The 26,093-nt window shown below is 62.8% G+C and carries 24 protein-coding genes; 12 read left to right on the top strand and 12 right to left on the bottom strand.

The genetic code is table 11. From position 1 onward, the window contains the following. Window positions 1–244: 244 nt before the first annotated feature. Window positions 245–1,126 (top strand): formate/nitrite transporter family protein, encoded by an 882-nt coding sequence (locus tag ACLEJU_RS02095; protein ID WP_435422064.1) that lies wholly within the window; start codon window positions 245–247, stop codon window positions 1,124–1,126. A gap of 2 nt (window positions 1,127–1,128) precedes the next feature. Here ACLEJU_RS02095 and ACLEJU_RS02090 read toward each other — a convergent pair whose 3' ends face one another. Next, on the bottom strand, window positions 1,129–2,223 hold the full coding sequence (locus tag ACLEJU_RS02090; RefSeq protein WP_435422065.1) for an MBL fold metallo-hydrolase: 1,095 nt from the start codon (window positions 2,221–2,223) through the stop codon (window positions 1,129–1,131). A 130-nt stretch (window positions 2,224–2,353) separates the two neighbouring features. On the opposite strand from ACLEJU_RS02090, the gene ACLEJU_RS02085 reads away from it, so the two are divergent. Together ACLEJU_RS02085 and ACLEJU_RS02080 are read left to right on the top strand one after the other, a co-directional pair. Next, window positions 2,354–3,427 carry a diguanylate cyclase gene (locus ACLEJU_RS02085; protein ID WP_435422180.1) on the top strand — a complete coding sequence of 358 codons (1,074 nt, stop codon included), beginning with the start codon at window positions 2,354–2,356 and terminating at the stop codon, window positions 3,425–3,427. Between the two features lie 54 nt (window positions 3,428–3,481). Then, on the top strand, window positions 3,482–6,052 hold the full coding sequence (locus ACLEJU_RS02080) for a bifunctional diguanylate cyclase/phosphodiesterase (protein WP_435422066.1): 2,571 nt from the start codon (window positions 3,482–3,484) through the stop codon (window positions 6,050–6,052). Between the two features lie 6 nt (window positions 6,053–6,058). Here the strand turns inward: ACLEJU_RS02080 and ACLEJU_RS02075 are convergent, their stop codons facing one another. Then, window positions 6,059–6,379 (bottom strand): DUF2025 family protein, encoded by a 321-nt coding sequence (locus tag ACLEJU_RS02075; RefSeq protein ID WP_435422067.1) that lies wholly within the window; start codon window positions 6,377–6,379, stop codon window positions 6,059–6,061. 87 nt (window positions 6,380–6,466) lie between these two features. Next, a complete protein-coding gene (locus ACLEJU_RS02070) occupies window positions 6,467–7,423 on the bottom strand; it encodes a LysR substrate-binding domain-containing protein (RefSeq protein WP_435422068.1) in 957 nt (318 codons plus the stop codon). A 112-nt stretch (window positions 7,424–7,535) separates the two neighbouring features. On the opposite strand from ACLEJU_RS02070, the gene ACLEJU_RS02065 reads away from it, so the two are divergent. Beyond that, on the top strand, window positions 7,536–8,294 hold the full coding sequence (locus ACLEJU_RS02065) for an SDR family NAD(P)-dependent oxidoreductase (protein ID WP_435422069.1): 759 nt from the start codon (window positions 7,536–7,538) through the stop codon (window positions 8,292–8,294). Window positions 8,295–8,333: 39 nt separating this feature from the next. Here the strand turns inward: ACLEJU_RS02065 and ACLEJU_RS02060 are convergent, their stop codons facing one another. The 7 genes from ACLEJU_RS02060 to ACLEJU_RS02030 form a co-directional block, all read right to left on the bottom strand. Beyond that, complete coding sequence (locus ACLEJU_RS02060; RefSeq protein ID WP_435422070.1) at window positions 8,334–9,203, bottom strand: efflux RND transporter periplasmic adaptor subunit; 870 nt, start codon at window positions 9,201–9,203, stop codon at window positions 8,334–8,336. 11 nt (window positions 9,204–9,214) lie between these two features. Then, entirely contained in the window at window positions 9,215–9,421 is a 207-nt protein-coding gene (locus ACLEJU_RS02055) for a DUF1656 domain-containing protein (protein ID WP_027918922.1), read from the bottom strand. Beyond that, entirely contained in the window at window positions 9,408–11,396 is a 1,989-nt protein-coding gene (locus ACLEJU_RS02050) for an FUSC family protein (protein WP_435422071.1), read from the bottom strand. The genes ACLEJU_RS02055 and ACLEJU_RS02050 overlap by 14 nt, the downstream gene beginning before the upstream one ends. 169 nt (window positions 11,397–11,565) lie before the next feature. Further along, complete coding sequence (gene ccoM / locus ACLEJU_RS02045) at window positions 11,566–11,682, bottom strand: cytochrome c oxidase subunit CcoM (protein ID WP_275898203.1); 117 nt, start codon at window positions 11,680–11,682, stop codon at window positions 11,566–11,568. Between the two features lie 135 nt (window positions 11,683–11,817). After that, the gene (locus ACLEJU_RS02040; protein ID WP_165837386.1) at window positions 11,818–11,979 is read right to left on the bottom strand and encodes a hypothetical protein; all 162 of its coding nucleotides are present in this window, start codon (window positions 11,977–11,979) and stop codon (window positions 11,818–11,820) included. A gap of 67 nt (window positions 11,980–12,046) precedes the next feature. Next, window positions 12,047–12,379, bottom strand: coding sequence for an aspartate-semialdehyde dehydrogenase (locus ACLEJU_RS02035; protein ID WP_435422072.1), 333 nt, complete (start codon window positions 12,377–12,379; stop codon window positions 12,047–12,049). Window positions 12,380–12,486: 107 nt separating this feature from the next. After that, window positions 12,487–13,185 carry a M949_RS01915 family surface polysaccharide biosynthesis protein gene (locus ACLEJU_RS02030; protein ID WP_435422073.1) on the bottom strand — a complete coding sequence of 233 codons (699 nt, stop codon included), beginning with the start codon at window positions 13,183–13,185 and terminating at the stop codon, window positions 12,487–12,489. Between the two features lie 132 nt (window positions 13,186–13,317). On the opposite strand from ACLEJU_RS02030, the gene rapA reads away from it, so the two are divergent. Both rapA and ACLEJU_RS02020 read left to right on the top strand, forming a co-directional pair. Further along, on the top strand, window positions 13,318–16,164 hold the full coding sequence (gene rapA, locus ACLEJU_RS02025; RefSeq protein WP_435422074.1) for an RNA polymerase-associated protein RapA: 2,847 nt from the start codon (window positions 13,318–13,320) through the stop codon (window positions 16,162–16,164). Between the two features lie 198 nt (window positions 16,165–16,362). Continuing rightward, window positions 16,363–18,627: a putative bifunctional diguanylate cyclase/phosphodiesterase gene (locus tag ACLEJU_RS02020; RefSeq protein WP_435422075.1), complete on the top strand. Its 2,265-nt coding sequence runs from the start codon at window positions 16,363–16,365 to the stop codon at window positions 18,625–18,627. Here the strand turns inward: ACLEJU_RS02020 and ACLEJU_RS02015 are convergent. Both ACLEJU_RS02015 and ACLEJU_RS02010 read right to left on the bottom strand, forming a co-directional pair. Then, entirely contained in the window at window positions 18,527–19,414 is an 888-nt protein-coding gene (locus ACLEJU_RS02015) for an NAD(P)-dependent oxidoreductase (protein ID WP_435422076.1), read from the bottom strand. The genes ACLEJU_RS02020 and ACLEJU_RS02015 overlap by 101 nt on opposite strands. Window positions 19,415–19,669: 255 nt before the next feature. Next, complete coding sequence (locus ACLEJU_RS02010) at window positions 19,670–19,975, bottom strand: DUF2288 domain-containing protein (protein WP_435422077.1); 306 nt, start codon at window positions 19,973–19,975, stop codon at window positions 19,670–19,672. Between the two features lie 360 nt (window positions 19,976–20,335). Here ACLEJU_RS02010 and ACLEJU_RS02005 point away from each other — a divergent pair, with 360 nt between their 5' ends. From ACLEJU_RS02005 to ACLEJU_RS01980, 6 genes are all read left to right on the top strand, one after another. Further along, window positions 20,336–21,451 (top strand): branched-chain amino acid ABC transporter substrate-binding protein, encoded by a 1,116-nt coding sequence (locus tag ACLEJU_RS02005; RefSeq protein WP_054891749.1) that lies wholly within the window; start codon window positions 20,336–20,338, stop codon window positions 21,449–21,451. Window positions 21,452–21,637: 186 nt separating this feature from the next. Further along, a complete protein-coding gene (gene livH / locus ACLEJU_RS02000; protein ID WP_054886946.1) occupies window positions 21,638–22,561 on the top strand; it encodes a high-affinity branched-chain amino acid ABC transporter permease LivH in 924 nt (307 codons plus the stop codon). Beyond that, complete coding sequence (locus ACLEJU_RS01995) at window positions 22,558–23,814, top strand: high-affinity branched-chain amino acid ABC transporter permease LivM (protein ID WP_435422078.1); 1,257 nt, start codon at window positions 22,558–22,560, stop codon at window positions 23,812–23,814. Before livH ends, ACLEJU_RS01995 begins: the two co-directional genes overlap by 4 nt. Then, window positions 23,811–24,578 carry a high-affinity branched-chain amino acid ABC transporter ATP-binding protein LivG gene (gene livG, locus ACLEJU_RS01990; RefSeq protein WP_008097486.1) on the top strand — a complete coding sequence of 256 codons (768 nt, stop codon included), beginning with the start codon at window positions 23,811–23,813 and terminating at the stop codon, window positions 24,576–24,578. The genes ACLEJU_RS01995 and livG overlap by 4 nt, the downstream gene beginning before the upstream one ends. Then, the gene (locus tag ACLEJU_RS01985) at window positions 24,579–25,280 is read left to right on the top strand and encodes an ABC transporter ATP-binding protein (RefSeq protein ID WP_003254879.1); all 702 of its coding nucleotides are present in this window, start codon (window positions 24,579–24,581) and stop codon (window positions 25,278–25,280) included. An 88-nt stretch (window positions 25,281–25,368) separates the two neighbouring features. Beyond that, window positions 25,369–26,043, top strand: a complete 675-nt coding sequence (locus tag ACLEJU_RS01980) for a COG3650 family protein (protein ID WP_435422079.1) — start codon at window positions 25,369–25,371, stop codon at window positions 26,041–26,043. The last annotated feature ends 50 nt before the right edge of the window (window positions 26,044–26,093 follow it).

Here is a 26,093-nt window from a genome sequence, read left to right as displayed (position 1 = left end):
GAGCCTGTCAAGCGTTTATTTTGAAGTTTTTTTCGAAGCTGCTTTCTTTCAAAAGCGTTCAACTTCAATAACTTACCGCTTGCCTCACTGCGTTCAACGCTGCGAGGAGGCGAATAATACGCGCTTTGAAATCAGAGTCAACACCTTGATATGAAAAAACTTTCGATCTTCATCTGCGACCACCTGGCAACTAAATGCATGAAGCGCCGCTCTGTAGAGAAACAACCCGTGGAGCGTAACGGCCATGAGCGATGCGCAGAGTGAAAAGACCCCTGGCCTGTCGGCGGACGAAGAAAAGGAAGTCAGCCATAACCAGCCGCCGCGGGCTGCGGTATTGCACGAGATCATTCGTACCCAGGGCGATCAGGAGCTGGAGCGCACGCTCGCGGCGCTGTGGTGGTCTGCCCTTGCCGCCGGCCTGACCATGGGGCTGTCATTAATGGCCATGGGGCTGTTCTATGCCCGACTGCCTGAAGGTGAAAGCGCCCAGGTCATTGCCAGCATTGGCTACAGCGCCGGTTTTCTTGCAGTGATCCTTGCACGCCAGCAACTGTTCACCGAAAACACCCTCACCGCCGTGCTGCCAGTCATGACCACGCCAACCCTGGCCAACCTCGGGCGCTTGCTGCGGCTCTGGAGCGTAGTGCTGCTCGGTAACCTCGCGGGCACCTTGCTGGTGGCCTGGGTAATGCTGGAACTGCCGATCTTCGACAGCAAGACTGACGTGGCCTTCCTCGAAGTCGGGCGCAAGGTGATGAAGAACGACATCAGCCAGATGTTCGCCAAAGGCATCGTATCGGGCTGGATGATCGCCACCATGGTCTGGATGATCCCATCCATGGAGCAGGCCAAGATCTGGATCATCCTGATGATCACCTACCTGATGGCGCTAGGTGACTTCACCCATATCGTCGTTGGCTCGGTAGAAGTCTCTTACCTGGTATGGGCCGGCGACGAAACCTGGCGCAGCTTCTGGCTGGCATTCGCCTTGCCGACCTTGGCTGGCAATATCATCGGTGGCAGTTTCATCTTCGCCCTGATCAGTCATGCCCAGGTACGCAGTGACAGCGGCAAGCCGCCATCGCAACTATTAAAGGACGAAGAGAACCAGCAAGACCGGGACTGAACTCAGCGCGCCGCCAATGCCCGTTCGGCCGCCCTGCCCCGCTGACGCGCCGGATGCGGCTGCCACCAGTTCTGCCCCTCGTGCGGTGAGTCGATACTGACCCGCTCGCCCATCTGTGGGGTACTCAGCCGCACCTGGGCTGCAGCTGCCAGGGCGACGATACGCTCGAAGGGCTCCTGCCAGCCATGGATGGACAGGTCGAAGGTGCCATTATGGATCGGCAGCATCCAGCGCCCGCGCAAATCCAGATGTGCCTGCAGGCTCTGTTCCGGTTGCATGTGCACGTTGGGCCAGGCCACGTTGTAGGCACCCGTTTCGATCAACGTCAGGTCGAACGGGCCGAAGCGTTCGCCGATTTCAGCAAAGCCGCTGAAGTAACCGGTATCACCGCTGAAGAACACGCGCGTCTGGTCATCTATCAGCACCCAGGAAGCCCACAAGGTGAGGTTGCTGTCGAACAGGCCACGCCCGGAGAAGTGTTGCGCGGGCGTGGCGACGAAACGCACACCCTCGACTTCGGTTTCCTGCCACCAGTCCAGTTGCACGACCTTTGCAGCAGGCACCCCCCACTCGATCAGCAGGTCACCCACCCCGAGCGGCGCCAGGAAGCGCTCGGCACGCGGGGCCAGTCGGCGTATCGCCTGCTCATCGAGGTGGTCGAAATGGTCGTGGGACAGAATCACCGCCGTCAGCGGCGGAAGCTCATCCAACCCCAGCGGTGGTGCATGAAAGCGCAGCGGCCCGGCCCATTGCACCGGCGAGGCGCGTTCGGCAAAGACCGGGTCGGTGATGAAGTAGCGCCCGCGCAGCTTGAGCAATGCCGTGGAATGGCCCAGGCGCCAGAGGCTGTGGTCCGGCGCATCAAGCACCTGTTGGCGGGTCATGGGCTGCACGCTGATCGCGCCTGCCGGCCGAGTTTCCGGCGGCTTGCGCAGAAACAGGTACTTGAGGCCGATGCGCAGCTTCTTCAGCACGCCATCCTGGGGCAGGCTAGCCAGGTTGTGAAAACGTCCGTCCCGCTGTGGCGCCGATTGGTCGCCAGGATTCGCCATGGGAGCCATGAGCAGCAACACTCCAAGCAAGAGGAAAGGCTTCATGTTACCCCACTGGGATCACATCAACCGTGAATTGGCTTGTAAGGTCATTTTTCGTCGATGAAACACTGTTCAACAATATTCACGTGAGTTATGCGATAAACGGCACCCCAGCTAAAGAACAACAACCATGATGGATAATCGCAGCGGCAAGGGACTTTCTTTCGTCAGGCGCATCTACCTGCCGCGGGTCATCGGACTGGGGATCGGCCTGTTCAGCGTAGCCGCTGCCGTGGCGCCGCTATCGCCGCCCACTTGGGTCTGGGTACTGCTGGTCTTCAATGGCCTGCTCTGGCCACATGTCGCCTATCAATGGGCATCACATTCGGCGGCCCCTTATCAGGCGGAACAGCGCAACATGCTGCTGGACTCGCTGCTGGGCGGCTTCTGGAGCGCAGTCATGCACTTCAATCCGCTGCCGACCGTGACCGTGCTATCGATGATGACCATGAACAACGTGGCCGCAGGCGGCAAGCGCCTGATCGTTCGCGGGGTAATGGCTCAGCTGGCTGGCATGTTGCTGGCCAGCATGCTGCTGGGCACCGGGCTGCAGTTGAACAGCACGCCACTGCAGATTTACGCCTGCCTGCCAATGCTGACCCTTTACCCATTGGCACTGGGCTGGGTCTGCTACCGCCTGGCAATCAAACTGGCAGAGCACAAGCGTCGCCTCAGCGCCCTGAGCCTGACCGACAGCCTGACCGGCCTGCTCAACCACGGTGCCTGGAAAGACCTGCTGCTGCTCAGGTTCCAGGCCTGCCGGCAACAACAGGCACCCGCAGTCATCGCCCTGATAGACATCGATCACTTCAAGACCATCAACGACACCTTCGGCCATGTGGTCGGCGATTGCATGCTGCGCCGGGTAAGCGAGGAGCTCAGGCCCATCCTGCGCGGATCCGATCAGGCCGGGCGCTATGGTGGCGACGAGTTCTGCGTGATCCTGCCCGCCACCAGCGAGGCTCAGGCCTGCCAGGCCATGGAACGCCTGCGCGAACAGGTCGCCAGCTACCGCAACCCGCAGCTACCGCACCTGCGCATCAGCCTGAGCATTGGCCTGGCAGCGTTCCATGCCGACCTCCAGTCCCCCGAGCATTGGCTGGAGCAGGCCGACAAGGCGCTGTACAGCGCCAAGCGCCGCGGTCGCGACCAGGTCAATTTCGCGCAGGGCGAGGCCACCCCGCTCAGGCTGGCCTATCCTGACTGAACCTCCTTGCTGATTGCCCGGCGGGGAATGCAGTCAACAAGGAGTTGTTCGCGCATGGCCAGGACCGCCAGCCCCCTCCCCCGTCTCCAAGTCCGTCACCTGATTGGCGGCTTCTGCGCAGTTTTCGGCCTCGCCTGCCTGGTCACGCTGGGTGCCTTGTTCAATATCGCCGCCACGCTCGATGAACAGGAGCAGCAACGCAGTGCGTTCCATGCAACTCAGGCGCTGGAACAACGGTTGCTGGCCTCCAGGCAGTTCCTTTCCAGCTACGCGGTATGGGACGCCGCCTTTGAACACCTGGCTGGCAAGGTCGACTGGCAGTGGGCCTATGAAGAAAAGAATGTAGGTGAGTCGCTGTACAGCGCCAGCGGCTACGAAGGGGTATTCGTGGTGGAGGACCAACGCACCACCTATGCGCTTTTCAAGGGGGCGCCGACCCAGGCGGATGCTGGCAGTTTCATCGATGCCACCCTGGCCGAAGTCATCGACGCGGCACGTGGGGCCGCCAGCGCCCGCGAGCAGATTACCCGCTTCGTCATGTTCAACAACTGGCCAGCAGTGCTCAGCGCTGCTGCTGTGCGCCCGGACCGGGATGTTTCCGCGCAGGAGGTGAGCCAGGCACCGGTCATGCTGTTCGTCGACCAGCTTACCGAAGCCAAGCTCGAGGGCCTGGGCGCGGGTGCCGGCCTTGCACACATGCACATCGAAAAGAACGGCGAGCACGACCGCCTCCAGCAACAGATCGCCCTGGGCGACACCGGCTACCACCTGACATGGACCAGCCCGCAGCCGGGGGAACAACTGTTATGGGCCGTGCTGCCGCCGTTGATCTGCGCGCTGCTGATACTGGCCTTGGTCATGCTCTATCTGTTTCGCCATGCACTGCGCAGCTCCCGCGCCATCGACCTCAGCCTTGAGCGCCTGCAGGAGAGCAACCAGGCGCTGGAGGCCAGTGAGCAGCGTTTTCGCGCGGTCGCCGAGGCTGCATCCGACTGGATCTGGGAAACCGACCGCCAGCAACGGCTGACCTATCTGTCACAGCGATTCGTCAAGGTCACCGGCGACCCGGTCGAGGCCTGGCTGGGCCAGCCGCTCAACCAGTTGCTCAGCTGTGAAACCACGCCCCTTTCTCCGTGGCTCGACGCCCAGGCCGAGGCCGATTCGGAGCAACCGGCCAACCTGCGCTGTGCCTACCTCGATCACAATGGCCCGAGCCGCTACTGCCGGATTTCAGCCCGGGCGATCCGCTTCGATGGCAAGCTCGCCGGCTTTCGCGGCACGGCCAGCGATATCACCGACGAAGTTGAGGCCCATGCGCGCATCCAGCACCTGTCGCTGCACGACCCGCTGACCGGCCTGGCCAACCGCAACAAGCTGGCCCGGCACCTGGAACAGGCATTGCTGCGCGGTAGTGACTCGCCGCCGCTGACCCTGCTGCTGCTCGACCTCGACAACTTCAAGCCCATCAACGACTCCCTTGGCCACGCGGCAGGTGATGCAGTCCTGCAAGAGGTCGCCGCACGTCTGCGAGACACCACGCGCGACGTCGACCTGGTGGCGCGTCTGGGCGGTGACGAGTTCGTGCTGGTACTCACCGGCATGGATAACCGCAGCGAGATCGACAAGCTGTGCCAGCGGCTCATCGAACTGCTGCAACAGCCCATCGCTTTCGAAAGCCATCAGTTGCACATCGGCGCCAGCGTCGGCATCGCCCAGACCCGCAATCAAGGTTTCGATGCTGGCGAGCTGATCCGCTGCGCGGACATCGCCCTGTACCAGGCCAAGGCCGATGGCAAAGGCACCTGGCGCTACTTCAGCGCCGAGATGAACCAGCAGATCCAGTATCGCCGCCAGCTGGAAAATGACCTGCGCCGGGCCCTGAACAACAACGAATTCGTGCTCCATTACCAACCACGCTACCGCCTGGGCGACTTGCGCATCGTTTCGGTCGAAGCCCTGCTGCGCTGGCAACACCCGCAAGAAGGCCTGCTTGCCCCGGACACCTTCATCCCGCTGGCCGAGCAAAGCGAGCTGATCGTCACCCTGGGACGCTGGGTGTTGCGCGAAGCCTGCCGCAGTGCGCTCGACTGGCCGGAGCACCTGCTGGTGTCGGTAAACCTGTCACCGGCGCAGTTCATGCGCAGCGACGTGGTTGCCGACATTCGCGAGATCCTTCTGGATACACGCTTCCCGGCCCAGCGGCTGGAGTTGGAGATAACCGAAAACGTGATGCTGAACGACATCGAAGGCGCCTTGGGCACCATGCTCGCACTCAAGGAGCTGGGCGTTCGGCTGAACATGGATGACTTCGGCACCGGCTACTCTTCGCTGGGTTACCTGCGAACCTATCCGTTCGACAGCATCAAGATCGACAAGCGCTTCATCGCAGGCCTTGCCAACGCCAGCGGCAATGACCGGGCGGTCGTGCAGGCCATCATCAACCTGGGTGAGGCCATGGGGCTTACCGTGACCGCCGAGGGCGTTGAAACCGAACAGCAGCTGCAAACCCTGGCCAGGGACAATTGCCATGAAGTGCAGGGCTATTACCTGAGCCGGCCATTGGACAGGGCCGGCTTCGAGCAATTGTTGCAGCACAAGCCGGGTTGCTCTGCCGATGCCAGTTGAACCGGCTCAGCGCAGCGAGCGCTCGGCCACGATCTCTGGCAGATCGCTGCGCCGCAGGTAGATACGCAATGGCTCGCCGATGTTCAGCCGGTCATCCACATGCTGCTCCAGCAACAGCGCCAGACGCTCCCGGCACAGTGCCATGCGCGCGCCCTGTTGTGGCCGCCAGACGAATTCGTTGCAAGGGGTGATGCTGTCATCCGCCACGTCCATGCCGAACGCGTCCTCGGAAAACCGCACGATATGGACGCCGCGCTTGCCATGAAAGCCGACAAAACCTTTGAGCTGGTCGGCAGCGCTGCAGATGTCCTGGGAAGTGATGGCCATGACGTAACCTCGCAAATGAACGGAAGTGACGCACGCCAGGCAGGCAACGGTCGCCTCTGATGGACGACGCGCAGTGGGCAGCCTAGCTCATGTGCTCATCGTTGCGCCAAGGTTTTCGTCGTCTGGCATGAGATCGACTGGCGTGGGATCGACCTGCGACGCCAGCAGCCCGCCCAGCCAGCCCATGAAGGCCTGGACCCTGCGTGGCACATGCCGTTGCCGGGCATATAGCAAGGACACCGGCATGGCCTGGGCCTGCCAGCCGTGCATCACCTCCACCAGCTCACCGCTTGCCAGGTGATGCGCCACGCCGACTGCCGGTACCTGGATCAAGCCGAGGCCCGCCAGGCATGCCGCTGAATAGGCCTCGGCATTGTTGACCGTGACCACGCCAGCCATGGGCTGAAAGCACACCCGGCCGGCCTGCACGTATTCAAAGCCCGCGCTGCGCGTACCCAGGTTGCGTACATAGTGGACCAGGCGGTGCTCCGCCAGATCGTCCAGGTTCTGTGGGACGCCGCAACGGGCAAGGTAGGCGGGGCTGGCGCAATTGCGCATGCTCAACTGGCCGACAGGCCGCGCCACGACATCCAGGTCACTCAGCGCACCGATGCGCATGACACAGTCGAAGCCTTCACGCAGCAGATCAACTTGCCGATCAGTGCAACTGATCTCTACCTCCAGCCTGGGAAATCGCGACAAGAACTGCGGCAAGGCCGGAATGATCACACGGCGGGCCATCATGGTCGGCATGTCGACCCGCAGGCAGCCGGCCAGCTCGGCATCGTCTGCGCGGAACAGGCTTTCGATCTCGTCCATGCCCGACAGCAGGTCCTTGCTCCGCTCATACAGCAACGAACCGTCCTGGGTCGCCTGAACGCGCCGCGTGGTGCGGTTGAACAGGCGCGTGCCGAGCAAGTGCTCCAACGCCCTCACCTGCTCCGATACCGTCGAGCGCGGCAGGCCCAGGCTGTCTGCCGCCAGTGTGAAACTGCTCACCTCACTCACGCGTACGAAGGTGCGCAGCAGTTCCAGCTTGTTCATATCCACCCCGACTGTTCGAAACACACGAACAGTATTTCCGATTCTGCTGGATTTAACAGCCGGAGTACGATCAATAACCTGTCCGTCATCCACCATCCACGAGGGATACGACATGACTCGCAAGATCGCTCTGATCACTGGCGCCAGCCGTGGCCTGGGCCGCAATGCCGCCGAACATCTGGCTGCACGCGGTATCGACATCATCGGCACCTACCACAGCAAGGTCGACGAGGCCCAGCAGGTGGCTAAGGCCCTTGAAGCGGCTGGCGTCAAGGCTGACATGCTGCAACTGAATGTCGGCGACAGCAGCAGCTTCGCCAGCTTTGCCGAACGCCTGGGCACGACCTTGCAACAGGACTTCGGCCGTGAGCGATTCGATTTTTTGGTGAACAACGCCGGTATCGGCCTGAATGTGCCGTTCAGTGAAACCACCGAGGCGCAGTTCGACCAGTTGCTGAACATTCAACTCAAGGGGCCATTCTTCCTCACCCAGCGGCTGCTGCCGTTGCTGGTCGATGGCGGGCGCATCGTCAACATCTCGTCCGGGCTTGCGCGTTTTGCGCTGCCTGGGTATGCCGCCTACGCCGCCATGAAGGGGGCGATGGAGGTCTTGACCCGTTATCAGGCCAAGGAGCTCGGGGCACGCGGCATCCGCGTCAACATCCTCGCGCCGGGGGCGATCGAGACTGACTTTGGTGGCGGGGTGGTGCGCGACAACCAGCAGGTCAATGACTTCATTGCCGGCAATACGGCGCTGGGGCGGGTCGGGTTGCCCGACGATATCGGCGCTGCCATCGCGCTGTTGCTCGAAGAGGGCAATGGCTGGATTACCGGGCAGCGGCTGGAGGTGTCTGGCGGGATGTTCCTTTAAGGCAGAGATTCTGGGGCCGCTTTGCGGCCCCCCTGGCCATCACTGTTCTATCTGATCCTCATGCACCTGCACACTGGCGGTCATCCCCGCACTCAGGTGCACGTCTTCGGGAATCTGGTCCAGCCTGATCCGCACCGGTATCCGCTGCGCGAGCCGCACCCAGTTGAAAGTCGGCTCTACCACCGGCAGCAGCTGGCTGTCCGGGTTACTGTTGCTGTCGGTGATGCCGCGGCTGATGCTTTCCACATGTCCCTGCATCGCATCGCCCGCACCCATCAGCCAGACCTTTACCTCATCGCCAACCCGAATGCGCGGCAGTTTGGTCTCCTCGAAATAGGCCTGGATGTAGAACGTCGAATCATCCACCAGGGCCATCACCGATTGACCGGTATTCACATAGTTGCCCTGGGCCAGGCGCAGGTTGGTGATGTGTCCGCTTCGCGGTGCCCGCACTTCGCTGCGCGCCAGGTTGATCTTCGCCACCTGCAACTGGGCTTCGGCCTCATGCAGTTCGCCACGGGCGACAGCGGCGTTGATCTGGGCATTCTCGCGCAGCTCGGCACTGATCGCCTCCGGGCCCAGGGCCGTACGCCGAGCTGCTTCACGCTCACGCAGGTGCAATTGCTGGGCGCGGGTTTCAGCCACCGCGCTGGCTTGGTCGAACGCAGCCTGGAAACGCTCGCGATCGATGCTCATCAACAGGTCACCAGCCTTGACCTGCTGGTTGTCCTGCACCTTCAGCTCACGCACCCAGCCAGACACGTCCGGGGCGATTACCACCACATCGGCGCGTACCCGCGCATCACGCGTCCACGGCGTGAGCATGTAGTACTGCCAGAGCTTGAAGCCGGCCAGAACGGCAATGGCGACCACGCACAAGGTCACCAGGGTACGGACGACGGCACGCATTGAATCACTCCTTACAAAGGCCCCAGCAGGCGAACCACCAGGAACAGCACACAAACGAACAACGCCGTGTCGAACAGCGCTTCATGCCAGATCCAGCGCCCCAGCGGCGTGGCCTGCACCACCAGGCGCAGCACGCCGGTCAGCGCCAGCGCCATCAGCACATAAATCAGGAACGGGCTGAGCAGCACACCACCCAGCTCCCACTCACGCAAGCCCATGGGCATCCTCCTGCGAACGGCACCATTTCCCCCAGCTTTTCTGCAACTGCAGTACCGCGCCCTGGGCGAGGCGCAACGGGTCGCTGGCCGGCGCCCGCTGCAAGGCGGCGATGAACTGCTCGCTGGCCGTATCCAGGCGCTGCCCGCGACCCGCTGCCGGGCCTTTGGCCAGCACCGCCTCGACCTGCTGCAGGTACTCGCGCTCGGCGCCAGCCAATGGCACCTGGGCCACCGCCAGGCACATGCGCAGATGCACCAGCTCGTCACCGATATCCAGCCCGTGCAGCCCGTCATCCCAGCGCTTGCGCTCGGTGGCCGGCAATTCACTGGCATGCCGGGCCAGCTGCATCAGGCGGTCGGCCATGCGCCCACCAAACCAGCTGTCGGCACCGCGCAAATCGCGCCGGGTCAAGCGCACCAGGTCGCTCTGGGTTGCGGCGCGCAGGCGCCGGCCAAGCCAGGCCGGGTGACGGAACACCAGCAGGCGGAACGCCAACACGGCGGCGCCCACCCCCATCAACATGGCCAGGGCGCTGTTGAGCATGGTCGCCACACCAAACGTCATGGCATTGAGCGGCGAGACCAGCACGATGAAGTGCAGGCAATAAGAGGTCGCCGTGGCACCGGTACGCGGATGGGCCATACCGAGCGCCCCGAAGAACAGCGGCACACCCATGCCCAGGCAGAGCATGGCGAAGCTGCTCCACTGCGGCAGGATGATCTGCCCGACCAGGAACGCAGCCGGGATCGCCAGGAAGATCCCGCGCAAGAAACTCAGGCCGATCTGCGCGCCGTTCTCGCGGCTGGCGAACAGGCTGCAGACCACGCAGGTCAGCACCAGGCCGCCAGGCGCCGATGGCCACGCAGTGGCCAGCCAAAAGCTGCTCATCACCAGGAAGGCCAGGGCACTGCGTGAACCGAACAACAAGGCCAGCGACCAGTCGCGGTGCACCGCCAGGCCCTGGGCAACATCCTTCGGTGCCCTGCCCGCCTCGACATCGTCCAGGGCCTGGGTGGCGGCCATGGCGAAGTCCAGCAGCAAGGCCATGCGCGCCAGGCAGAAATGCTCGGCAGAGCTGATCTGCTCGTCATGCGCGGCGTCCCAGATACGCTGGCGCAACACCAGCAGGCTCGGCTGATCGGGGCTGACCAGCAGGGCTCGAAGCTCTTCAAGCCAAGGACCGAGGCGCCCGGCTTCGTGCTCGTCCAGTTGCCGCCACTGCCGGCGGACCGAGCGTGAAATACGCAGCAGTACCATGAGCTTCTGGCTCAGCCCGCGAATGGCCTTGGCCCGCAGTCGCCCGCGCGGGCCCTCGAACCAGGCATGCTCACGCTGGGTATCGATGGCGACAATGCGGCCGAGGCTGTCCAGCAACCCTTTGCGCGCTTCGTCCTCGCCGCCCAGCATGGCGCTTGCCGCCTGCAACCCGTTCTGCCAGGCCTGACGGGCCTGCCCGGCGAGCTGCTGCTCGACCCGCATCGGCCAGATCAGAGCACTGCTGGCGGTGGCGCAGAAGATTCCCAGGCAAATTTCGGTGCAACGTGCCACCGCCTGGTCGAACACCTGCAAGGGATGACTGATGGCGGGCAAGGCAATGATGGCTGCGGTGTAGCCGGCCAGTACGAACGAGTAAGCCCAGGCACTGCGCAACTGCGTGGAGGCCGCCGTGCACAGGGCCAGCCACAGCGCCAGGGTGATCAGGAACAGCCATGGGGTCTGGGCGAACAGGCCGATGAACACCACCGACATGACCGTGCCGACCAAAGTCCCGGCCAGACGCGCCAAGCCCTTTTGCACCACCATGCCCGACAACGGCTGGGCGACGATGAATGCGGTCATCAACGCCCAGGACGGTTGCTCCAGCCCCCAACGCATGGCCAGCCACAGCGCCAGGCCTGCCCCAAGCAGGGTCTTGATGGCGAACTTGATGGCGAGGCTGCTGGGTGCGAACAGGGCCTGGAAGGTGATGGGCACGAATCGGACCTTGCGGGGGGAGGTTATATAAACGATAGACAATGGTGGAGAGGATACTGTCGAAACGATTAATTAGCTAGCTAATCATCTTTGTCGACAAAATTCGCAGGCAAAAAAATAGGCGACCGAAGTCGCCCAAAATGCCTTGCGTGCTCGTGGATCCGGAAGGTCAGCGCGGCTTGCGCTTTTGCGAGTCCTTCCAGATAAAAATGCCCAGACCGGCAAAGAATGCAAACATCAGCCCGACCGTTACCACGCCCGCGATAACCACATTGTCGAAGAACATGCTGGCCTCCCGATTCGTTTGCCGTTGTCCGATGGATGCAAGGTAACGAATACGGGGGCGGGGAAAATTGATCAGGATCAATGCCGCCCGGGACCGGGCACGCGAGGCGGGTGCAGGGTTGACCTGCGTCAAGTTTCAGCGTTTCTTGGGCTTGCCCTTGGGCTTCTTTTTCTTAGCGGTGGCAAGCGGCATGGCCTGCTCGAACGCCTGGCGCACTTCGTTCAGGCGTTTTTCCTTGAGGTCATGGATGCGCTTGGCGCGCTCGGCATCGAAGTCGATGAGGTTGTCTTGGCTCATGGGTGGGCTCGACGATCTACAGAGACTTGCATCATGAAGCCAGCCGCCGGCCGTGACCAGCCCCGCGTCAGACTTCGATATCGACCAGCAGGCCCTGACGCTGGTGCTCGCCCATCAGCGGCGCCACCGGCACGGTATTGTCGGCGTTGACTTCATCACCCGGCACCGCGCTGTAACGCTCGTCATCGCCCTTGCTGTTGCGCCGTTGCTGCTGCCGGCGCTGCTCTTCACGCAGCAGCAAGGCCTGCTCCTGCGGGTCACGCTGCTGCTTGAGGTCGATGGCACTTTCGTTGGACGACGGCTGCACGGGCACCACCGGCTTGATGTCGGGGGTATGCCTGACCGGGTCCTGTTGCGAGGTCACGGGGGCGGCACTGAGCGGGATGATCGGCGGCAGCATGGAAGTTCTCCTGTGCCCACTGTATCGGCCATCCATTAGCCAGCTTGAGCGTCAAAGGTGAGGATGTGCGGCCATTCACGGCCGCGCCATGCCAGTATAGACAGCCGTTACTCGGCTTCATCCTCAGGGTCGTCGTCGCTGGCCGGTGGGCTGGCTTCGCTCCAGGGCCGCTTGTAGACCTGTTGCCAAACCGAATCCATGTGCTCACGCAACACTTGCGGCGCGTTCTTCAGCGAAGCGCTGTCTTCACGTTCGCCGCCAACCGGTTCTTCACCTGCCGGGGTGATCAGCGACTGACCGGTGATGGTGTACGCGTTCTGCCCCTCGCGCATCTCGATGGCGATGTCATGGGGGTCGATGCCGCCACCACAGAAGGCATGGCTGGCCACGGTCACTTCGGCGACACCGTCCTTGTTCAGGTCACTGACGTCACTGACATCGGTATAGAAGTCGACATCCAGATCCAGCCCCGGGCAGGTGGTTTCCTGCTCGATCTGCCAGCGCGGCTTGAACGCGTCGCGCTCGGAGGTGCGCCCGTACAGGGTGGCCTTGAGCACCACTTTGTCGACCTCCTGCTCGGACTCGGCATCGACCGCCTGGCCGTCGCTGCGGCTGAGTACCAGCAGCCCCTCGCCGTCACGGTCGCGGAAGTGCACGCTCTTGATCGGCGTCTGCACGCCCAGCACTTCAAGCTGCTCGATCGGGATCGCAGGCAAGGTTTCGAAATTTTTCTGTTCACAGGCAGCCAGCAGCAGCAAGCTGCCCAGGGCCAGGGAAGTGTGCAACCAGCGGTGCTTGAGCGGCATATCGGTGCGTAGCCCTCGTCAGCAAGACGGTGTTCTGCGATGAAACAGCTAGACTCATGGACTTCTGGTCTATGGTCCGCCCGGCCTATCCGTTAACATAGCCGGCTTTTTCATCGCGGGAGTTCAGGCAGTATGGCGCAGCAGTATCAACCGGGGCAACGCTGGATCAGCGACAGTGAAGCGGAGCTTGGCCTGGGGACCATCCTGGCGCAGGATGGCCGCCTGTTGACCGTGCTCTACCCGGCCACTGGCGACACCCGCCAGTATTCCCTGCGCAATGCGCCGCTGACCCGCGTGCGTTTCTCGCCGGGTGACCAGATCACCCACTTCGAAGGCTGGAAGCTGACCGTGCGCGAGGTCGAGGACATCGACGGGCTGATGGTCTACCACGGCCTGGATGGCCAGAACCAGGCGCGCACCCTGCCGGAAACCCAGCTGTCGAACTTCATCCAGTTCCGCCTGGCCAGCGACCGCCTGTTCGCCGGGCAGATCGACCCGCTGTCGTGGTTCAGCCTGCGTTACAACACCTTGCACCACACCAGCAAGCAGATGCAGTCGTCGCTATGGGGCCTGGGCGGTTGCCGCGCGCAACCGATCGCCCACCAATTGCACATCGCCCGCGAAGTCGCCGACCGCAGCGCCCCGCGCGTACTGCTGGCCGACGAAGTAGGCCTGGGCAAAACCATCGAGGCCGGCCTGGTGATCCACCGCCAGCTGCTGTCCGGCCGCGCCAGCCGCGTGCTGATCCTGGTTCCGGAGAACCTCCAGCACCAGTGGCTGGTGGAAATGCGCCGGCGCTTCAACCTGCAGGTCGCCCTGTTCGACGCCGAGCGCTTCATCGAAAGCGACGCCAGCAACCCGTTCGAGGATGCCCAGCTGGCGCTGGTCGCCCTGGAATGGCTGGTCGATGACGAAAAGGCCCAAGACGCGCTGTTCGCTGCTGGCTGGGACCTGATGGTGGTCGATGAAGCGCACCACCTGGTGTGGCACGAAGAGCAGGCCAGCACCGAATATAGCCTGGTCGAACAACTGGCCCAGGTCATCCCGGGCGTGCTGCTGCTGACAGCTACCCCCGAACAGCTTGGCCAGGACAGCCACTTTGCCCGCCTGCGCCTGCTCGACCCGAACCGTTTTCATGACCTCGCGGCGTTCCGCGCCGAGAGCGAAAACTACCGCCCGGTGGCCGAAGCCGTGCAGGAGCTGCTTGAAGAAGGCCGCCTGTCACCCAAGGCCCATGCCACCATTCAAGGCTTCCTCGGCGCCGAAGGCGAAGCCCTGCTGGCCGCAGTCAACGATGGCGATACCCAGGCCAGTGCCCGCCTGATCCGCGAACTGCTCGACCGTCACGGCACCGGCCGCGTGCTGTTCCGCAACACCCGTGCGGCCGTCCAGGGCTTCCCCGAGCGCCAGCTGCATCCGTATCCGCTGGCCAACCCCGAGCAATACCAGGACCTGCCCGCTGGCGAACACGCCGAGCTGTACCCGGAAGTGGCCTTCCAGGCCCAGGGTGAGGTCAGCGATGACGAACGCTGGTGGCGCTTCGACCCACGGGTCGACTGGCTGATCGACACGCTGAAGATGCTCAAGCGCACCAAGGTCCTGGTGATCTGCGCCCACGCTGAAACCGCCATGGACCTGGAAGACGCCCTGCGCGTGCGCTCCGGCATCCCGGCCACGGTGTTCCACGAAGGCATGAGCATCCTCGAGCGCGACCGCGCCGCAGCCTACTTCGCCGACGAGGAATTTGGTGCCCAGGTGCTGATCTGCTCGGAGATCGGCAGTGAAGGCCGCAACTTCCAGTTCGCCCACCACCTGGTGATGTTCGACCTGCCGGCCCACCCGGACCTGCTTGAACAGCGCATCGGCCGTCTCGACCGTATCGGCCAGAAGCACACCATCGAGCTGCACATTCCGTACCTGCAGGACAGCCCGCAGGAGCGCCTGTTCCAGTGGTACCACGATGGCCTGAACGCCTTCCTCAATACCTGCCCGACCGGCAACGCCCTTCAGCATCAGTTCGGCCCGCGCCTGTTGCCGATGCTCGAAGGCGGCGACGCCAAGGCCTGGACCGCACTCGTCAGCGAGGCCCGTGGCGAGCGCGAGCGCCTGGAGGCAGAACTGCACAGCGGCCGTGACCGCCTGCTGGAGCTCAACTCCGGCGGTGCCGGTGAGGGCCAGGCGCTGGTCGAGGCGATCCTCGAGCAAGACGACCAGTTCGCCCTGCCGATCTACATGGAAACCCTGTTCGATGCCTTCGGCATCGACAGCGAAGACCACTCGGAAAACGCCCTGATCCTCAAGCCGAGCGAGAAGATGCTCGACGCCAGCTTCCCGCTGGGCGACGACGAAGGCGTGACCATTACCTACGACCGCGCCCAGGCGCTGTCGCGTGAAGACATGCAGTTCCTCACCTGGGAACACCCGATGGTGCAGGGCGGCATGGACCTGGTGCTGTCCGGCTCGATGGGCAACACCGCAGTCGCGCTGATCAAGAACAAGGCACTCAAGCCGGGCACCGTGCTGCTCGAACTGCTGTTCGTCAGTGAGGTGGTGGCGCCGCGCAGCCTGCAACTGGGCCGCTACCTGCCACCAGCGGCACTGCGCTGCTTGCTCGATGCCAACGGCAACGACCTGGCTTCGCGGGTGGCGTTCGAAACCCTCAACGACCAACTCGAAAGCGTACCGCGGGCGAGCGCCAACAAGTTCGTGCAGGCCCAACGTGACGTGCTGGCTCAGCGCATCAGTGGTGGTGAAGCCAAGGTCATGCCCGTCCACGTCGAGCGCGTGGCCGAAGCCCAGCGCCGCCTGGTGGCCGAGGCCGATGAAGAGCTGGCACGCCTGACCGCACTGCAGGCAGTCAACCCGAGTGTGCGTGATAGCGAAATCGATGCACTGCGCAAGCAGCGTGAACAAGGCCTGGCGATGCTGGACAAGGCTGCACTGCGCCTCGAAGCGATTCGTGTGCTGGTCGCCGGTTGACCGACTGGCCACATGACTTGGGGGGCGCTTGGCGCCCCCCAGTTCGTTATGCCAACTGGTTATCAACTTCAGAGCCAAATCATTGAAGCTAAAGTGCCACTAGTCAGGAAGGTTTAACCACCTGTTTCTATACTGCCCCAGAACAGTCTCCACAGGGCTTGAACGGAGACGAGTGAAAACTCGAGCAAAGGGCAAGCAATGGACTGGCTGGGACTGCAACTGTTCACCGAACTGCCGGTAACCGGGCGTATCGTCATCGACTGCCGCCATGAACCGTTACTGGTGCTGATCGCTTTTGCCGTGGCCAGCGCAGCGTGCTTCGCGACCCTCGACATGGCCGAGCGCCAATCCCACACCGAGCTGCGCGCTGCCCAGCGACAATGGCGTGTGCTCGGCGCCTGCTGCCTGGCCGGCGGCATATGGGCCATGCACTTCATCAGCATGCTGGCCTTTCAGGCCCCGGTGGAAATGCACTACGACGTATCGCTGACCGGCCTGTCACTGTTGATCGCCTTATTGGTGGCCTGGCTGGCGATGAACAGCCTGGACCGCAGCGAAATGCGCCCGCAGCACTATCTGCAAAGCGCGCTGCTTATCGGCCTGGGCATTGTCATCATGCATTTCGTCGGCATGGCCGCGCTGCAGACCGGTGCCCAGCAGTATTACCAGACCGGCCTGCTGCTAAGCAGCGCCGTCATCGCTCTGCTCACCAGCCTTGTCGCGTTGTTGCTGGCCCGCTACTTCCGCAACGGCAGCGGCACCTTGCACCAGACCATGAAGTATGGCGCCAGCCTGATCATGGCCAGTGGCATCGTGGCCACCCACTTCACCGCCATGTCGGCCATGACCCTGGTAATCCCCGCCGACACCGCCTTACGCCTGCCCTCGGGCGACAACAGCCTGCAGCTGGGGCTGACCATCGCCTTCATCACCTTGCTGATCAGCGGCAGCAGCATCAGCGCCGCCCTGGCCGACAAGAAGCTGCAGAGCAAGGAAGACGACCTGCGCCGCTACGGCGTGCTGCTCAGCCAGCTGGACCAGGCCCGCGAGTCACTGCAACAGGCCGCCCACTACGACGCCCTGACCAACCTGGTCAACCGCCGTGGTTTCAACCAGATCTTCGCCGAACGCCTGGCAGAGCAGGATCCCAATGAACACCGCCTGGCCGTGATGTTCCTCGACATCGACCACTTCAAGCGGATCAATGACAGCCTCGGCCACGACGCCGGCGACGAATTGCTCAAGGTGATCGCCAACCACATCACGGCTGCTACCCGCAGTCACGATCTGGTGGCCCGCTTCGGCGGTGACGAATTCTGTGTGGTCACCAGCCTCAACAGCCACGACGAGGCGCGCCACCTGGCCCAGCGCATCATGCAACGGATGAAGGAGCCGATCGACCTGGGCGGCCGACGCATGGTCATGACCACCAGCATCGGCATCAGCATCTACCCCGATGATGGCCTGACCACCGAAGAACTGCTCAAGCATGCCGACCTTGCCCTCTATCAATCCAAAGGTAGCGGGCGCAACAGCCTGCACTTTTTCAACAGCAGCCTGAAAAGCCGTGCCAGCCTGGCGTTGCAACTGGAAGAGGAACTGCGCGTTGCCCTGCTCGAAGAGCGCGGCCTGTGCGTGCATTATCAACCTATCTTCGACCTGCGCACCGGCCAGGTGGCCAAACTCGAAGCGCTGGTGCGCTGGCAGCACCCGCTGCACGGGCTGATGGGCCCTGACCGGTTCATCGGCATAGCCGAAGCCAACGGCCTGATCGTCGACCTCGACCTGTGGGTGCTGCGCCACGCCTGCCAGGACCTGGCCCGGCTTCAGCAGCATGGTTTTACCAGCCTCAAGGTCACGGTCAATTGCTCGGCGGTGACCCTCGGCCATGAAGCCCTGCCCAGCGAAGTCGAAGTGGCGCTGTTCCAGGCGGGCCTGGCGCCTCGCCAGCTGGAGCTGGAGGTCACCGAAAATGCCCTGATGGGCGACATCGAGCATACCGTCAGCCTGCTCAAGCGCATACGCGGGCAAGGTGTCGGCCTGTCGATCGACGATTTCGGCACCGGCTATTCGTCCCTGGCCTACCTCAAGCGCCTGCCTCTGGACGTGCTTAAGATCGACCGCTCATTCCTGCAGGATGTGCCCGGCAGCCTGAAGGATCGCGAGATCGTCGAGGCGATCATCGTCATGGCCCACACCCTGCACCTGGAAGTGGTCAGCGAAGGCGTCGAAACCGTCGAGCAACATGAGTTCCTGGTCAGCAAGGGCTGCGACTACCTGCAGGGCTACCTGCTCAGTCGCCCCGTGCCGCTGAGCGAACTGCGCTCGCTGCTCGATCAGCTGGACCGCGAGGACAGTGTATTCAGCCCTTGTTGCGATACAGCTCTACCAGGGTCGCCGGATCTTTTTGCAGATACCCCTGGCTACCGTGCAGGCGCATCAGCTGCGCGGCAAGGCCACTGAGCGGCGTTGCCGTACCCTGCTCGCGGGAAAGCTTGACGGCACCGTCGAGGTCCTTGAGCAAGGTGCGAACATGCCACTTGACCGGTTCGAAACGGCTTTCGGCCATCTGCGGCGCGAGGATCTGCAGCGGCTTCGAATCGGCAAAGCCACCGGCAAGGGCTTCGGCGATCAAGGTGGCGTCGACGCCTGACTGCTCGGCCAACGCCACCACCTCGGCAATCACCAAGGCATTGCAGGCCACGATCATCTGATTGCAGGCCTTGGTCACCTGCCCTGCCCCCACCCCGCCCATGTGCGTGACCCGCTGGCCAAGCACCTGCAGCACCGGACGCGCCCGCTGCAGGTCAGTGGCCTCGCCACCCACCATGATCGCCAAGGTGCCCGCCTCGGCCCCTGGCGTACCGCCGGAAACCGGGGCGTCCAGCCAGGCCATGCCGCACAGTGCAGCCAGCTCGGCAGCCATTTCCCGGGTGGCGGTCGGCTCCAGACTGGAGAAGTCCACCAGCAACTGCCCTCTGCGCCCGCCCTCGGCGATGCCTTGCTCGCCAAACACCACCTCGCGTACCGCTGCCGTGTCGGCCAGGCACAACAGCACCATGTCGCTGTCACGGCACAGCTCGGCCGGGCTTGCCGCCAACCGCGCACCTGCGGCCACCAACGTGGCGCATTTGTCCGGGCTGCGGTTCCAGACCGTCAGCGGATAACCCGCGGCCAACAGGCGCCGGCACATTGGCAGGCCCATCAGGCCAATCCCGGCGAATCCCAGTGAAGGCAGTGCAGTACTCATGAACGACTCCAGGCATAAGATCAAAGAAGCGCGACAAGCGGGCGAGGCAATGCCGGCAAATGGCGCACTATGACCTCTGCCACAACTTCTGCCAATGCGCAAAGGTCCGCAGAGCGGCCCCCATTACGCATGCCGTAAACTGTTACCGCAGCGCCGAATCAGCCCGCTACTGTTACCAACTTCCACCTTACGTGAGCGTCAACAAGCACCTCGATGGGGCGGCTGTGTATTTTTACGCACTAAAAAAGCGCGTCGTTATTCCGCTTGCTTGGCCTGAATCACGATGAACGGCGAAACCACCACCGCCCAGATCTCTGGATCGCGGGTTTGCAGGTCGAGCGCCTGCTCGGCGCTGACTGGCCCGACAGTGCCATCACTACGCCACTTGGCGAAGATCTCGCTGCGATTCTCGGCCATTGCCGCAGCAACCTCGATCAGGTCGAGACTGGGGTCGACCCAAATCAGGTCACCCTTGGCCCAGAAACGCTCCAAAGCCTTCCACTCGATTGTTGCCGTCTCGCCAAGCAATTTGGCATAGAGGGTGCTTGTTTGATCAGTCATGGGTTTATACCCGCAAATTCGGCCAATGAAAAAAGGCCGGCATTTTTGCAGAAAAACCCGGTTTCAAATATGTAATTTGGTCGATTGGCCCCGAAGTTGTGGGGTGGGGCCCGGAATGCAGGCAAAGTGATGGCGCTTTTCTGTATCTTTGTGTCGATCATGCGACAACCCCCAGAACAGGCACTTTTTGCCGGCTTTTCAAGCGCGCAAGCAGCGCTCTACACTGTACCGGTACAGTTCCGGGACATGTTCCGGGGGAAGGTGGGCATGCAGTATGGCGTGGCCATGCCGCAAATCCCGCCCGGTCTGTAGCCCTGGCCGCCAGGACTATAAGAATTACAACAGAATGAGTGGAGCACTATGATCAAGATTTCCAAGCTGTTCGCCGCAATGGTACTGGCCGGGGTAGCCAGCCATTCGTTTGCCGCCGATACCATCAAGATCGGGATCGCGGGCCCTAAGACCGGCCCTGTGACCCAGTACGGCGACATGCAGTTCATCGGCGCCAAGCAGGCCATCAAGGATATCAACGCCAAGGGCGGCGTCGATGGCAAGATGCTCGAAGCCAAGGAATACGACGACGCCTGCGACCCTAAACAGGCCGTGGCAGTTGCCAACAAAGTGGTCAACGACGGCGTCAAGTTCGTCATCGGCCACCTGTGCTCCAGCTCCACCCAGCCAGCGTCCGACATCTACGAAGACGAAGGCGTGATCATGATCACCCCGGCCGCCACCTCGCCGGAAATCACCGCCCGTGGCTACAAGCTGATCTTCCGCACCATCGGCCTGGACAGCGCCCAGGGCCCGGCTGCCGGCAACTACATCGCCGACCACGTCAAGCCGAAAGTGGTTGCCGTTCTGCACGACAAGCAGCAGTACGGTGAAGGCATCGCCACTGCGGTCAAGCAGACCCTCGAGAAGAAAGGCACCAAGGTGGCCGTCTTCGAAGGCCTGAACGCCGGTGACAAGGACTTCTCCTCGATCATCCAGAAGCTCAAGCAGAACAACGTCGACTTCGTCTACTACGGCGGCTACCACCCAGAGCTGGGCCTGATCCTGCGCCAAGCCCAGGAAAAAGGCCTGAAAGCCAAGTTCATGGGCCCGGAAGGCGTGGGTAACGACTCCATCTCGCAGATCGCCCAAGGTGCTTCCGAAGGCCTGCTGGTCACCCTGCCCAAGTCGTTCGACGCCGACCCTGAGAACAAGGCCATCGTCGACGCCATCAAAGCTGACGGCAAGGACCCGAGCGGCCCGTTCGTGTTCCCGGCCTACTCGGCTGTCGAGCTGATCGCCAAAGGCATCGAAGCGGCCAAGTCCGAAGACACCGACAAGGTGGCAGCCGCCATCCATGCCGGCAAGTTCAAGACCCCGACCGGCGAACTGTCCTACGACGAGAAAGGCGACCTGAAAGACTTCAAATTCGTGGTCTACGAATGGCACTTCGGCAAGCCGAAGACCGAAGTCTCCCCTCAGTAACTGCGTGACTAATAGCTGACCGTAGAAGCCCACTGTGCGAGCAGTGGGCTTTGTTTTACGAGGTTCATGGGCCTGATCCCCGCGATCCGGGGGCCGGCCCACCTGAAAATCTTAAAACCGTCACCCGCGGTTTCCTGGCCGTACCCCCGCCAGCGAAATGCAAATCAGGTTTTTAGGAGCGCTGTAATGCCTGAGATCTACCATTTCTTCCAACAACTGGTTAATGGATTGACCATCGGCAGCACCTATGCCTTGATCGCCATCGGCTACACGATGGTGTACGGCATCATCGGCATGATCAACTTCGCCCACGGCGAGGTGTACATGATCGGTTCCTACGTGGCCTTCATCGCCCTCGCGGGCCTGGCCATGATGGGTATCCATTCGCTGCCGATCCTGATGACCGTCGCTTTCGTCGCGACGATCTGCGTCACCAGTGCCTATGGCTACAGCATCGAACGGGTTGCCTACCGCCCCCTGCGCAACAGCAACCGCCTGATCCCGCTGATTTCCGCCATCGGCATGTCGATCTTCCTGCAGAACACGGTCTTGCTGTCGCAAGACTCGAAGGACAAATCCATCCCCAACCTGATCCCCGGGAGCATCTCCTTCGGGCCGGGCGGTGCGGAGGAGGTCCTGGTTTCCTACATGCAGATCCTGGTGTTCGTGGTCACCCTGGTGGCCATGACCTGCCTGACCCTGTTCATCTCCCGTTCCCGTCTGGGCCGCGCCTGCCGCGCCTGCGCTGAGGACATCAAGATGGCCAACCTGCTGGGCATCAACACCAACAACATCATCGCCCTGACCTTCGTCATCGGTGCTGCCCTGGCGGCCGTGGCGGCCGTGCTGCTGAGTATGCAGTACGGCGTGATCAACCCCAACGCCGGTTTCCTGGTGGGCCTGAAGGCCTTCACCGCGGCGGTACTGGGCGGCATCGGCAGCATCCCGGGCGCCATGCTCGGCGGGCTGGTGCTGGGCGTGGCCGAAGCCTTTGGTGCCGACATCTTCGGCGACCAGTACAAGGACGTGGTGGCATTCGGCTTGTTGGTTCTTGTCCTGCTGTTCCGGCCGACCGGCATCCTGGGCCGCCCGGAGGTTGAAAAAGTATGAACAGAAATCTCAAACAGGCGTTCTTCAGCGCCTTGCTGGTCTGGGCCGTGGCCTTCCCGGTGCTGGGCCTGAAACTGAGCATCGACGGCATCAGCCTGATCGTGCACAGCCAAGGGTCGTTCACCATCAGTATCATCGCCGTGTGTTCGGTGCTGATGTTCCTGCGCGTGCTGTTCGACAAGCAGTGGAGCTCGGTGATGGGCCGTCGCTCGGACCGCAAGCTGATCCCGCCAGCCGTCAGCAATTACCTGACCCTGCCGAAAACCCAGCGCTACGTGATCATGGGCCTGATCGTCGCGGCCCTGGTGTGGCCGTTCTTCGGTTCGCGCGGCGCGGTGGACATCGCCACGCTGATCCTGATCTACGTGCTGCTGGGCCTGGGCCTGAACATCGTGGTCGGCCTGGCCGGTCTGCTCGACCTCGGCTACGTCGGTTTCTACGCCGTCGGTGCCTACAGCTACGCGATGCTCTCGCACTACCTGGGCTGGAGCTTCTGGGTCTGCCTGCCGATCGCCGGCCTGATGGCCGCCACCTTCGGCTTCCTGCTCGGCTTCCCGGTGCTGCGCCTGCGCGGTGACTACCTGGCGATCGTGACCCTCGGCTTCGGCGAGATCATCCGCCTGTTCCTGCGCAACCTCACCGACTGGACCGGCGGCCCCAACGGCATCAGCAACATCCCCAAGCCGGAGTTCTTCGGCCTGACCTTCGAGCGCCGCGCCGCCGAGGGGATGCAGACCTTCCACGAGTTCTTCGGGCTGGAATACAACTCGATCAACAAGGTCATCTTCCTCTACCTGGTCGCCCTGCTGTTGGCCCTGCTGGCACTGTTCGTGATCAACCGCCTGCTGCGCATGCCGATCGGCCGTGCCTGGGAAGCGCTGCGTGAGGACGAGATCGCCTGCCGTGCGCTGGGCCTGAACCCCACCGTGATCAAGCTCTCGGCGTTCACCCTGGGTGCCTGCTTCGCCGGTTTCGCCGGCAGCTTCTTCGCGGCGCGCCAAGGCCTGGTGACGCCAGAGTCGTTCACTTTCATCGAGTCGGCGATCATCCTCGCCATCGTCGTGCTCGGCGGCATGGGCTCACAACTGGGCGTGATTCTCGCGGCCATCGTGATGATCCTGCTGCCGGAGCTGATGCGTGAGTTCAGCGAATACCGGATGCTGATGTTCGGTGCGCTGATGGTGTTGATGATGATCTGGCGCCCGCAAGGCCTGCTGCCTATGCAACGCCCCCACATGGAGCTGCATCGATGAGCCGTGAAATTCTGCAAGTCAGCGGCCTGAGCATGCGCTTCGGTGGCTTGTTGGCGGTCAACGGCGTGGCCCTGACCGTCAAGGAAAAACAGGTGGTGGCGCTGATCGGCCCGAACGGTGCCGGCAAGACCACGGTGTTCAACTGCCTGACCGGCTTCTACAAGCCAAGCGGCGGTACCATCCTGCTCGACGGCCAGCCGATTCAGGGCCTGGCCGGCCACCAGATCGCCCGCAAGGGCGTGGTGCGGACCTTCCAGAACGTGCGCCTGTTCAAAGAAATGACCGCGCTGGAAAACCTGCTGATCGCCCAGCACCGTCACCTGAACACCAACTTCTTCGCCGGCCTGTTCAAGACCCCGAACTTCCGCCGCAGCGAGAAGGAGGCCATGGAACGCGCCCAGTACTGGCTGGAGAAGGTCAACCTGACCGAGTTCGCCAACCGTACCGCCGGCACCCTCGCCTACGGTCAGCAACGCCGCCTGGAAATCGCCCGCTGCATGATGACCCAGCCTCGGATCATCATGCTCGACGAACCCGCCGCGGGCCTGAACCCGAAGGAAACCGAAGACCTCAAGGCACTGATCGCCTACCTGCGTGAGTCGCACAACGTCACCGTGCTGCTGATCGAGCACGACATGAAGCTGGTGATGAGCATCTCCGACCACATCGTCGTGATCAACCAAGGCACGCCCCTGGCCCACGGTACGCCGGAGGAGATCCGCGACAACCCTGACGTGATCAAAGCCTACCTGGGGGAAGCGTAAATGCTGAAGTTCGAGAACGTTTCCACCTTCTACGGCAAGATCCAGGCGCTGCACAGCGTCAACGTGGAGATCAACCAGGGCGAGATCGTCACCCTGATCGGTGCCAACGGTGCCGGCAAGTCGACCTTGCTGATGACCCTGTGTGGCTCGCCGCAGGCGCACAGCGGCAGCATCAAGTACCTGGGTGAAGAACTGGTCGGCCAGCCGTCCTCGCACATCATGCGCAAGAGCATCGCGGTGGTGCCGGAAGGCCGCCGCGTGTTCGCCCGCCTGACCGTCGAGGAAAACCTGGCCATGGGTGGTTTCTTCACCGACAAGGGCGACTACCAGGAGCAACTGGACAAGGTCCTGCAGCTGTTCCCACGGCTGAAGGAGCGTTACATCCAGCGTGGCGGCACCATGTCCGGTGGCGAGCAGCAGATGCTGGCCATCGGCCGGGCGCTGATGAGCAAGCCCAAGCTGTTGCTGCTCGACGAGCCTTCGCTGGGCCTGGCGCCGATCATCATCCAGCAGATCTTCGACATCATCGAACAGCTGCGCCGCGATGGCGTGACGGTGTTTCTGGTGGAGCAGAACGCCAACCAGGCACTGAAGATTGCCGACCGGGCGTATGTGCTGGAGAACGGCCGGGTGGTGATGCAGGGCACCGGCGAGGCACTGCTGACCGACCCGAAGGTGCGCGACGCCTACTTGGGTGGTTGAATGAAAAAGGGCCTACGGGCCCTTTTTTCTGCCCGCAGGACGTGTATCGTGGCCAGCTCTTTGGCAAAGATTCTCCGGAGCCCGCCCCATGCGCCTCACCCCTACCCTGCTGCTCACTGCCCTGCTGCCCCTGTTCGCCGGCTGCCAGTTGCTCGCCGAGCAGCCCCGTGACCCGAATATCGGCACCACGCGCATGCAGGGCGAACTGAGTGCAGGCGGCGGCCGGCTGTTGTTCAAACCCTGCGGTGAAAGCCGTCACTTCGTGATCAATGACGTCGCCGGCACCGGCATCCTCCAGGAGTCCGTCAGCCTGGCCAAGGACGCCAACGCCAAATTGTTCGCCGACGTCCGTGGCCGCCTCACTGGCGCCAAACAGGCCGACAACGACGGCCAGCTGGAGGTCAGCCGCCTGTACCGCCTGGAGCCCTCAACCCGCGCCTGCGACGACCCTAACTTCAAGCAGCTGACCCTGCGCGCCAATGGCCATGAACCGGACTGGGACATCAAGGCCAGCGGCAAGGGCATGGTGCTCAATCGCGTCGGCCAGGAGCCACTGCCCCTGCCGTTCCTCGAAGAAGAAGTGCCCGGCGGCGGCCTGACCCTGACCAGCGAAGCCAACGGCCAGCACGTTGAACTGTGGGTCGCCCCGCAACGCTGCGTCGATGGTGCCACTGGCGCCGTGCGTCACCTGCGTGCCGAGCTGCGCATCGACGGCCAGACCCTGCACGGCTGCGGTTACTACGGCGGTGCGCGCGACAACTGATCGCCGGGCGCTTTTATCCTGCCAGTCGGGGCGGCTAACAGCTTATACTT

The sequence above is a fragment of the Pseudomonas sp. SMN11 genome, assembly GCF_052041945.1.
Lineage (GTDB): Bacteria > Pseudomonadota > Gammaproteobacteria > Pseudomonadales > Pseudomonadaceae > Aquipseudomonas.
Note: the sequence above shows the minus strand (reverse complement) of the source record. Positions and strands in the feature narration are given on the sequence as shown.

Excerpts from the sequence above, each read along its gene's own strand:
- ACLEJU_RS02095 (WP_435422064.1), top strand. The coding sequence starts at position 245 with ATGAGCGATGCGCAGAGTGAAAAGACCCCTGGCCTGTCGGCGGACGAA.
- ACLEJU_RS02090 (WP_435422065.1), bottom strand. The coding sequence starts at position 2,223 with ATGAAGCCTTTCCTCTTGCTTGGAGTGTTGCTGCTCATGGCTCCCATG.
- ACLEJU_RS02085 (WP_435422180.1), top strand. The coding sequence starts at position 2,354 with ATGGATAATCGCAGCGGCAAGGGACTTTCTTTCGTCAGGCGCATCTAC.
- ACLEJU_RS02080 (WP_435422066.1), top strand. The coding sequence starts at position 3,482 with ATGGCCAGGACCGCCAGCCCCCTCCCCCGTCTCCAAGTCCGTCACCTG.
- ACLEJU_RS02075 (WP_435422067.1), bottom strand. The coding sequence starts at position 6,379 with ATGGCCATCACTTCCCAGGACATCTGCAGCGCTGCCGACCAGCTCAAA.
- ACLEJU_RS02070 (WP_435422068.1), bottom strand. The coding sequence starts at position 7,423 with ATGAACAAGCTGGAACTGCTGCGCACCTTCGTACGCGTGAGTGAGGTG.
- ACLEJU_RS02065 (WP_435422069.1), top strand. The coding sequence starts at position 7,536 with ATGACTCGCAAGATCGCTCTGATCACTGGCGCCAGCCGTGGCCTGGGC.
- ACLEJU_RS02060 (WP_435422070.1), bottom strand. The coding sequence starts at position 9,203 with ATGCGTGCCGTCGTCCGTACCCTGGTGACCTTGTGCGTGGTCGCCATT.
- ACLEJU_RS02055 (WP_027918922.1), bottom strand. The coding sequence starts at position 9,421 with ATGGGCTTGCGTGAGTGGGAGCTGGGTGGTGTGCTGCTCAGCCCGTTC.
- ccoM (WP_275898203.1), bottom strand. The coding sequence starts at position 11,682 with ATGTTCTTCGACAATGTGGTTATCGCGGGCGTGGTAACGGTCGGGCTG.
- ACLEJU_RS02040 (WP_165837386.1), bottom strand. The coding sequence starts at position 11,979 with ATGAGCCAAGACAACCTCATCGACTTCGATGCCGAGCGCGCCAAGCGC.
- ACLEJU_RS02035 (WP_435422072.1), bottom strand. The coding sequence starts at position 12,379 with ATGCTGCCGCCGATCATCCCGCTCAGTGCCGCCCCCGTGACCTCGCAA.
- ACLEJU_RS02030 (WP_435422073.1), bottom strand. The coding sequence starts at position 13,185 with ATGCCGCTCAAGCACCGCTGGTTGCACACTTCCCTGGCCCTGGGCAGC.
- rapA (WP_435422074.1), top strand. The coding sequence starts at position 13,318 with ATGGCGCAGCAGTATCAACCGGGGCAACGCTGGATCAGCGACAGTGAA.
- ACLEJU_RS02020 (WP_435422075.1), top strand. The coding sequence starts at position 16,363 with ATGGACTGGCTGGGACTGCAACTGTTCACCGAACTGCCGGTAACCGGG.
- ACLEJU_RS02015 (WP_435422076.1), bottom strand. The coding sequence starts at position 19,414 with ATGAGTACTGCACTGCCTTCACTGGGATTCGCCGGGATTGGCCTGATG.
- ACLEJU_RS02010 (WP_435422077.1), bottom strand. The coding sequence starts at position 19,975 with ATGACTGATCAAACAAGCACCCTCTATGCCAAATTGCTTGGCGAGACG.
- ACLEJU_RS02005 (WP_054891749.1), top strand. The coding sequence starts at position 20,336 with ATGATCAAGATTTCCAAGCTGTTCGCCGCAATGGTACTGGCCGGGGTA.
- livH (WP_054886946.1), top strand. The coding sequence starts at position 21,638 with ATGCCTGAGATCTACCATTTCTTCCAACAACTGGTTAATGGATTGACC.
- ACLEJU_RS01995 (WP_435422078.1), top strand. The coding sequence starts at position 22,558 with ATGAACAGAAATCTCAAACAGGCGTTCTTCAGCGCCTTGCTGGTCTGG.
- livG (WP_008097486.1), top strand. The coding sequence starts at position 23,811 with ATGAGCCGTGAAATTCTGCAAGTCAGCGGCCTGAGCATGCGCTTCGGT.
- ACLEJU_RS01985 (WP_003254879.1), top strand. The coding sequence starts at position 24,579 with ATGCTGAAGTTCGAGAACGTTTCCACCTTCTACGGCAAGATCCAGGCG.
- ACLEJU_RS01980 (WP_435422079.1), top strand. The coding sequence starts at position 25,369 with ATGCGCCTCACCCCTACCCTGCTGCTCACTGCCCTGCTGCCCCTGTTC.